This is a genomic window from Billgrantia hypersalina (assembly GCF_052584175.1).
On sequence record NZ_JBMIQI010000011.1, the window covers coordinates 764,641 to 770,798 of the forward strand.

Here is a 6,158-nt window from a genome sequence, read left to right on the forward strand (position 1 = left end):
TACGACATGACCACCCATAAACTCGCTGGGGCAGACGGCAGCACGACTGCGGCGCCCCCACGCCGGGGGCTGCCCAAGCCTCTGCGCACCCTGCTCGACACTTCCGGCCTGATCGCCATCTTCGTCATCCTGTTCGTGGCACTGGCCGTGTTCATCCCCGGCTTCCTCACCGGGCGCAACATGGTGGGGCTGCTGCTCTCCATCACCCTGATCGGCACCATCGCCACCACCATGATGATGGTGTTGGCGCTGGGCGAGGTCGATCTCTCGGTGGCGTCCATCGTCGCCTTTGCCGGCGTCGTCGCCGCCGTGGTCACCTCGGCCTCGGGCAGCGTGGCGATCGGCGTGCTCGGCGGCGTGCTTGCCGGGGGCGCGGTGGGGGCATTCAACGGCTTCGTGGTGGCCAGGTTCGGCATCAATTCGTTGATTGCCACGCTCGCCGCCATGGAGTTCGTGCGCGGCCTGGCCTACATCACCTCCGGTGGCGATGCGGTGATGATCACCGTGCCCGAATTCTTCGACCTTGGCAGTGCCTCCTTCCTCGGCCTGACCCTGCCGGTGTGGACCATGATCGCCTGCTTCGTGATCTTCGGCGTGCTGCTCAACATGACCGCATTCGGGCGCAACGTGCTGGCCACCGGCGGCAATGCCGAGGCGGCGGCCCTGGCCGGGGTAAACGTGCGCCGGCTCAAGATCATTGTCTTCGGCCTGCAGGGCGTAGTGGCCGGCATCGCCGGCGTGCTGCTCGCCTCGCGCATGGGCCTGGGAGACCCCAATACCTCGATGGGGCTGGAGCTTGCCGTGATCTCGGCCTGCGTGCTGGGCGGCGTGGCCCTTTCCGGCGGCGTAGCCACCATCACGGGCGTGCTGGTGGGCGTTCTGATCATGGGCTGCGTGCAGAACGCCATGGGCCTGCTCAACGTTCCCACCTTCTATCAATACCTGGTACGCGGCGCGATCCTGCTGCTGGCGGTGATGTTCGACCGCTGGAAGCAGAACCGACGCCAGCGTGCATGATCCTTCGGTTTCAGGAGACCTCATATGACCGACCGCAAGCGTCCCTTGCGCAGCGCCCAGTGGTTCGGCACCGCCGACAAGAACGGCTTCATGTATCGCAGCTGGATGAAGAACCAGGGCATTCCCGATCATGAGTTCGAGGGCAAGCCGATTATCGGCATCTGCAACACCTGGTCGGAACTCACGCCCTGCAATGCGCATTTCCGCAAACTGGCCGAACACGTCAAGAAGGGGGTGCTTGAAGCGGGGGGCTACCCGGTGGAGTTCCCGGTGTTCTCCAACGGCGAATCGCTGCTGCGGCCCACGGCGATGTTCACCCGCAACCTGGCCAGCATGGACGTCGAGGAGTCGATCCGCGGCAACCCGCTCGATGCGGTGGTGTTGCTGGTGGGGTGCGACAAGACCACCCCGGCGCTGCTGATGGGCGCGGCGAGCTGCGACATCCCCACCATCGTGGTCACCGGCGGGCCGATGCTCAACGGCAAGCACGAGGGCAAGGACATCGGTTCGGGCACCGTGGTCTGGCAGCTCTCCGAGCAGGTCAAGGCGGGCAAGATCTCGATTCATGAGTTCATGGCCGCGGAGGCCGGCATGTCGCGCTCGGCGGGGACGTGCAATACCATGGGCACGGCCTCGACCATGGCCTGCATGGCCGAGTCGCTGGGCACCTCGTTGCCGCACAACGCGGCGATCCCGGCGGTCGATTCGCGCCGCTACGTGCTGGCGCATCTCTCCGGCAACCGCATCGTCGAGATGGTCTGGGAGGATCTGCGTCTCTCCAAGGTACTGACACGGGAAGCCTTCGAGAACGCCATCCGCACCAACGCCGCCATTGGCGGGTCGACCAACGCCGTGATTCATCTCAAGGCCATCGCCGGTCGCATCGGGGTCGAGCTTGACCTCGACGACTGGCACCGCATCGGTCGCGGCACGCCGACCATCGTCGACCTGCAGCCGTCGGGGCGCTTTCTGATGGAGGAGTTCTACTATGCCGGCGGCCTGCCTGCGGTGCTGCGCCGGTTGGGCGAGGCCGATCGCCTGCCGCACAAGGAGGCGCTGACGGTCAACGGCAGGACGCTGTGGGAAAACGTCAAGGACGCGCCACTTTATAACGACGAGGTCATCCGGCCGCTCGACAACCCCCTGCGCGAGGATGGCGGCATGTGCGTGCTGCGCGGTAACCTGGCGCCGCGCGGCGCGGTGCTCAAGCCCTCGGCGGCGAGCCCCGAACTGATGACCCATCGTGGCCGGGCGGTGGTGTTCGAGGACTTCGACGACTATAAGGCGCGCATCAACGACCCCGACCTGGAGGTCGACGCCGACAGCGTCCTGGTGATGAAGAACTGCGGGCCACGCGGCTATCACGGCATGGCCGAGGTCGGCAACATGGGACTGCCCGCCAAGCTTCTCGAGCAGGGCATCACCGACATGGTGCGCATCTCCGATGCGCGCATGAGCGGCACCGCCTACGGCACCGTGGTGCTGCACGTCGCTCCCGAGTCAGCCGCCGGCGGGCCGCTCGCCGCGGTGCGCAACGGCGACTGGATCGCGCTCGACTGCGAGGCTGGCTCGCTGCACCTGGAGGTCAGCGACGCCGAGCTCGAGGCACGCCTGGCCGAATGCGACCCCACCGCCGAGTCGCGCCGGATCGCCAGCGATGGCGGCTATCGCCAGCTCTATATCGAGCGGGTGCTGCAGGCCGACGAGGGTTGCGACTTCGACTTCCTGCGCGGCTCGCGCGGCGCCGAGGTGCCGAGGCATTCGCATTGAGCCGGCTCGGAGGAGAGCGCCGCATGGTTGACGGTTCGATGATCGAGTGTGCCTGGCGGGGCAGGGCGCGGCTGGGTGAGGGCCCGCTGTGGTGCCCTGAACGAGGGGAGGCCGGCCAGCTGCTGTTCGTCGACATCCTGGGGCGCAGCTTGCAAGCCCATGACTTCGCCAGCGGCAGGACCCAGGGGTGGACGCTCGACGAGGCGTGCTGCTGGTTGGCCCCGCGCGCCGATGGCGACGGCTTCATCGCCGGGCTCGCCTCGCGGCTGGTGCATCTGCGTCTTGATGAGAACGGGCCATGTGTCGTCGATGCCTGGTCCACACCCGACGAGCCGGCGGGCAACCGCTTCAACGACGCCATGGTCGACGGTGGTGGGCGGCTCTGGTTCGGCTCGATGAGCGAGAACGAGGAACCGGGCCGGGGAGCGCTCTACTGCCTCGATGGCGCTGAGCTGCGCCAGGTCGACCGAGGCTACGGCGTCGCCAACGGCCCCGCTGTCAGCCCCGACGGCTCGACGCTCTATCACAGCGATACGGCGGCCGGGATCGTCTACGCCTTCGATCTGTCGGCAGGCGGCGAACTCTCCGGCAAGCGTGCGCATCTGCGCTTTCGCGGCACCCAGGGCTACCCTGACGGCATGACCTGCGACGCTGAGGGCGGCCTGTGGGTCGCGCACTGGGGCGGCGGGCGCGTCAGTCGCTTCCTGCCCGACGGCACGCTGGACGAAACCCTGATTCTTCCCGCTTCGCGGGTGACGTCCTGCGCCTTCGGTGGGCCCGCGCTGGACCAGCTCTACATCACCACCGCGGCCGAGGGGCGCGATCAGGAAGCACTGGCAGGCAGCCTGTTCCGCGTCGTTCCCGGCGTTCGGGGGCTGGCTTCGCCGATGTTCGCTGCCTAGGCGAGCTCGAGCCAACTTCCCAACGTTCCATCCCCCGGCTCGATGCCCAGCGCCTCGGCAGTACCCTGCAGCACGTCCCGGGCGGCCAGGAAGGCTTCACGCGGTTGACGGGCGCGGATCGCTTCCATGACCCGGCGATGGCGTTCGAAGCTTGCCTCGGGGTCGGCGGTACTGTCGTTGGACGTTTCCACCAGCAGGTGGATCGAGGGGCGCAGGATGTGCGAGAGCTGCGCCCAGACAATGTTGTGGCTGGCCTTGAAGATGGCCACGTGGAAGGCGACGTCATGGTCACTGTACTGGTGCCGTTCTTCTGCGCTTTCGGCATGGAGGTAGCGACTCATGCCCTCCAGCGCTTCCTCGATGGCGACCAGGTCGAGCGCCTTGGCGCGCTTGGCCGCCGTCATCGCCACGTAGGGTTCGACGTCCAGGCGGAAGGCCAGAATCTCGCGCTGGATGCGCGGGTTGGGCGAGGCGTAGCGAGTCATCCATTCGGTTACGGCGGGGTCGAGGATGTTCCACTCCTCGTAATCGCGGACCTTGGAGCCGTGACCGGAAATGCGCGCGATGATGCCGACGTCGACCAGTTGTCGCAGGTCGCTCCTCACCGCCGAGCGGTTGATGGCGAACTGCTGGCACAGGTCGATCTCCTTGGGAACGAAGTCGCCGGGCTGGTAGCGCCCGGAAAAGATGGCTTCGGCGAGGGACTCCGCCACGCTGGGACGGGCGGGCTTGGCGGGATGCTTGGGCGGCTTGGCAGTCATGTCGGCTCATGTCGATGATTTGCCACCCAACGTGCCATATGTTGAACATACGAGCAATGCGGCCTAGGTCGCAGCGACAAGGTGCCCTTGCCGCTGCCGATTTCCTCTTCGTGACGCCTAGCCGCGGTGCGCCATCCAGGCGCGAATGCCGAAGGTCCAGGGCGGCAGCCTGTCGGAGCGGTCGACGCGGTTGACCAGCGCCCCCAGTGCCGGCGTGGCGATGGTCACGATGTCGCCGACATGGTGGGTAAAGCCCTGACCCTCGCCGTCGCGGTCCTGGATTGGCGAGAACATGGTGCCCAGGAACAGCATGAAGCCGTCCGGATACTGGTGATGCGTGCCGACGGTCTGGCGCACCAGGTTGAGCGGATCGCGGCTGATCTCGCGCATGTCGCTCTCGCCTTCGAGCAGGAAGCCGTCGTCCTCTCCCTCGATGCGCAGCGTGACATGGGCCTCGCGGACGCTGTCGAGGGTGAAGTTTTCATCGAACAGGCGGATGAACGGGCCGATGGCGCAGGAGGCGTTGTTGTCCTTGGCCTTGCCCAGCAGCAGGGCGCTGCGGCCCTCGATATCGCGCAGGTTGACGTCGTTGCCCAGCGCCGCTCCCTTGGGCTCGCCGTTGGCATCCACCGCCAGCACGATTTCCGGCTCGGGGTTGTTCCATTCGGAGGCCGGGTGCAGACCCACGCGGGCACCGAAGCCCACCGAGGAGAACGGCTGCGCCTTGGTGAATACCTCGGCGTCTGGGCCGAGACCCACCTCCATGTACTGCGACCAGGCACCGCGAGCCTGCAGTGCCGCCTTGAGTGCCATGGCCTCGTCGGACCCCGGCGCGATGCGCGACAGGTCCTGGCCGATCAGCTCATTGAGCTCGGTGCGTAGCTGGCTGGCCTTGGCGGCATCGCCGCCGGCCTGCTCCTCGATCACCCGCTCCAGCAGGCTCACGGCGAAGGTCACACCGCAGGCCTTGATCGCCTGCACGTCGCAGGGTGCGAGCAGGTAGGGAGCGACCTGCGGTTCGGTCAGGGAGTTGGCCAGCAGGGTCGTGACCTGCCCTAACGATTCGCCTTCGACGCCACGCACGAAGGTGGCGGCATCTTCCCGGTCGAGCAGATCGGCCATGCAGTCGCAGTGGGCGGAGATGTCGATCACCTCCCCTCGGCGCACCACCACCAGGGCCGGGCCGTCGTCATTCCATACGCGGCCCACCAGTAGGGCTTGCTCCACATCGTGGGGAAGATAATGGATGGTCTTGTTATCGTCGTTCACGTTTCATGCCTCGCGTTTGCCATCGATCAACCGTGACACACCCCAGGGGTTGCCGTCACGCACTGCCTCGGGCAGCAGCCCTTCCGGCAGCGCCTGGTAGCACACCGGGCGCAGGAAGCGAAAGATCGCCGCGCTGCCCACCGAGGTGGTGCGCGAATCAGAGGTGGCCGGGTAGGGGCCGCCATGAACCATGGCGTGACACACCTCCACGCCCGTCGGCCAGCCGTTGGCCAGAATCCGGCCCGCCTTGCGCTCGAGGATCGGCAGTAGCGCCTTCGCCGCGTCGAGGTCGGCGTCGTCCATCTGCAGGGTGGCGGTCAGCTGGCCTTCGAGCTCGCCGGCCACGCGCTTCACTTCCGCCAGGTCGGCGCACTCGATCACCAGCGAGGTGGAACCGAACACTTCCTCCTGCAGCTCGGGGTCGTTGAGGAAGTCGGCC

At 66.9% G+C, this 6,158-nt stretch carries 5 protein-coding genes and 1 pseudogene; 3 read left to right on the forward strand and 3 right to left on the reverse strand.

Annotated features, from left to right (window positions below; genetic code table 11):
• Positions 1-6: 6 nt before the first annotated feature.
• From araH to ACOJCM_RS10770, 3 genes are read left to right on the forward strand one after another with little or no spacing between them, the layout of a single operon-like run.
• Positions 7-1,017 carry an L-arabinose ABC transporter permease AraH gene (gene araH, locus ACOJCM_RS10760; RefSeq protein ID WP_445212052.1) on the forward strand — a complete coding sequence of 337 codons (1,011 nt, stop codon included), beginning with the start codon at positions 7-9 and terminating at the stop codon, positions 1,015-1,017.
• 24 nt (positions 1,018-1,041) lie between these two features.
• Positions 1,042-2,787: an IlvD/Edd family dehydratase gene (locus tag ACOJCM_RS10765; protein WP_445212053.1), complete on the forward strand. Its 1,746-nt coding sequence runs from the start codon at positions 1,042-1,044 to the stop codon at positions 2,785-2,787.
• Positions 2,788-2,810: 23 nt separating this feature from the next.
• Entirely contained in the window at positions 2,811-3,689 is an 879-nt protein-coding gene (locus ACOJCM_RS10770; protein ID WP_445212054.1) for an SMP-30/gluconolactonase/LRE family protein, read from the forward strand.
• On the opposite strand, the gene ACOJCM_RS10775 is transcribed toward ACOJCM_RS10770, so the two are convergent.
• From ACOJCM_RS10775 to ACOJCM_RS10785, 3 genes and pseudogenes are all read right to left on the reverse strand, one after another.
• Positions 3,686-4,450, reverse strand: a complete 765-nt coding sequence (locus ACOJCM_RS10775) for a FadR/GntR family transcriptional regulator (protein ID WP_445212055.1) — start codon at positions 4,448-4,450, stop codon at positions 3,686-3,688. The two genes, ACOJCM_RS10770 and ACOJCM_RS10775, sit on opposite strands and share 4 nt — an antisense overlap.
• A gap of 117 nt (positions 4,451-4,567) precedes the next feature.
• Positions 4,568-5,719: a fumarylacetoacetate hydrolase family protein gene (locus ACOJCM_RS10780; protein WP_445212056.1), complete on the reverse strand. Its 1,152-nt coding sequence runs from the start codon at positions 5,717-5,719 to the stop codon at positions 4,568-4,570.
• Positions 5,720-5,722: 3 nt separating this feature from the next.
• A pseudogene (locus ACOJCM_RS10785) lies at positions 5,723-6,158 on the reverse strand (aldehyde dehydrogenase (NADP(+))); the annotation flags it as partial.

What these genes read in the sequence shown, in the direction of transcription:
- araH (WP_445212052.1), top strand. Translation starts at nt 7, where the DNA reads ATGACCACCCATAAACTCGCTGGGGCAGACGGCAGCACGACTGCGGCG.
- ACOJCM_RS10765 (WP_445212053.1), top strand. Translation starts at nt 1,042, where the DNA reads ATGACCGACCGCAAGCGTCCCTTGCGCAGCGCCCAGTGGTTCGGCACC.
- ACOJCM_RS10770 (WP_445212054.1), top strand. Translation starts at nt 2,811, where the DNA reads ATGGTTGACGGTTCGATGATCGAGTGTGCCTGGCGGGGCAGGGCGCGG.
- ACOJCM_RS10775 (WP_445212055.1), bottom strand. Translation starts at nt 4,450, where the DNA reads ATGACTGCCAAGCCGCCCAAGCATCCCGCCAAGCCCGCCCGTCCCAGC.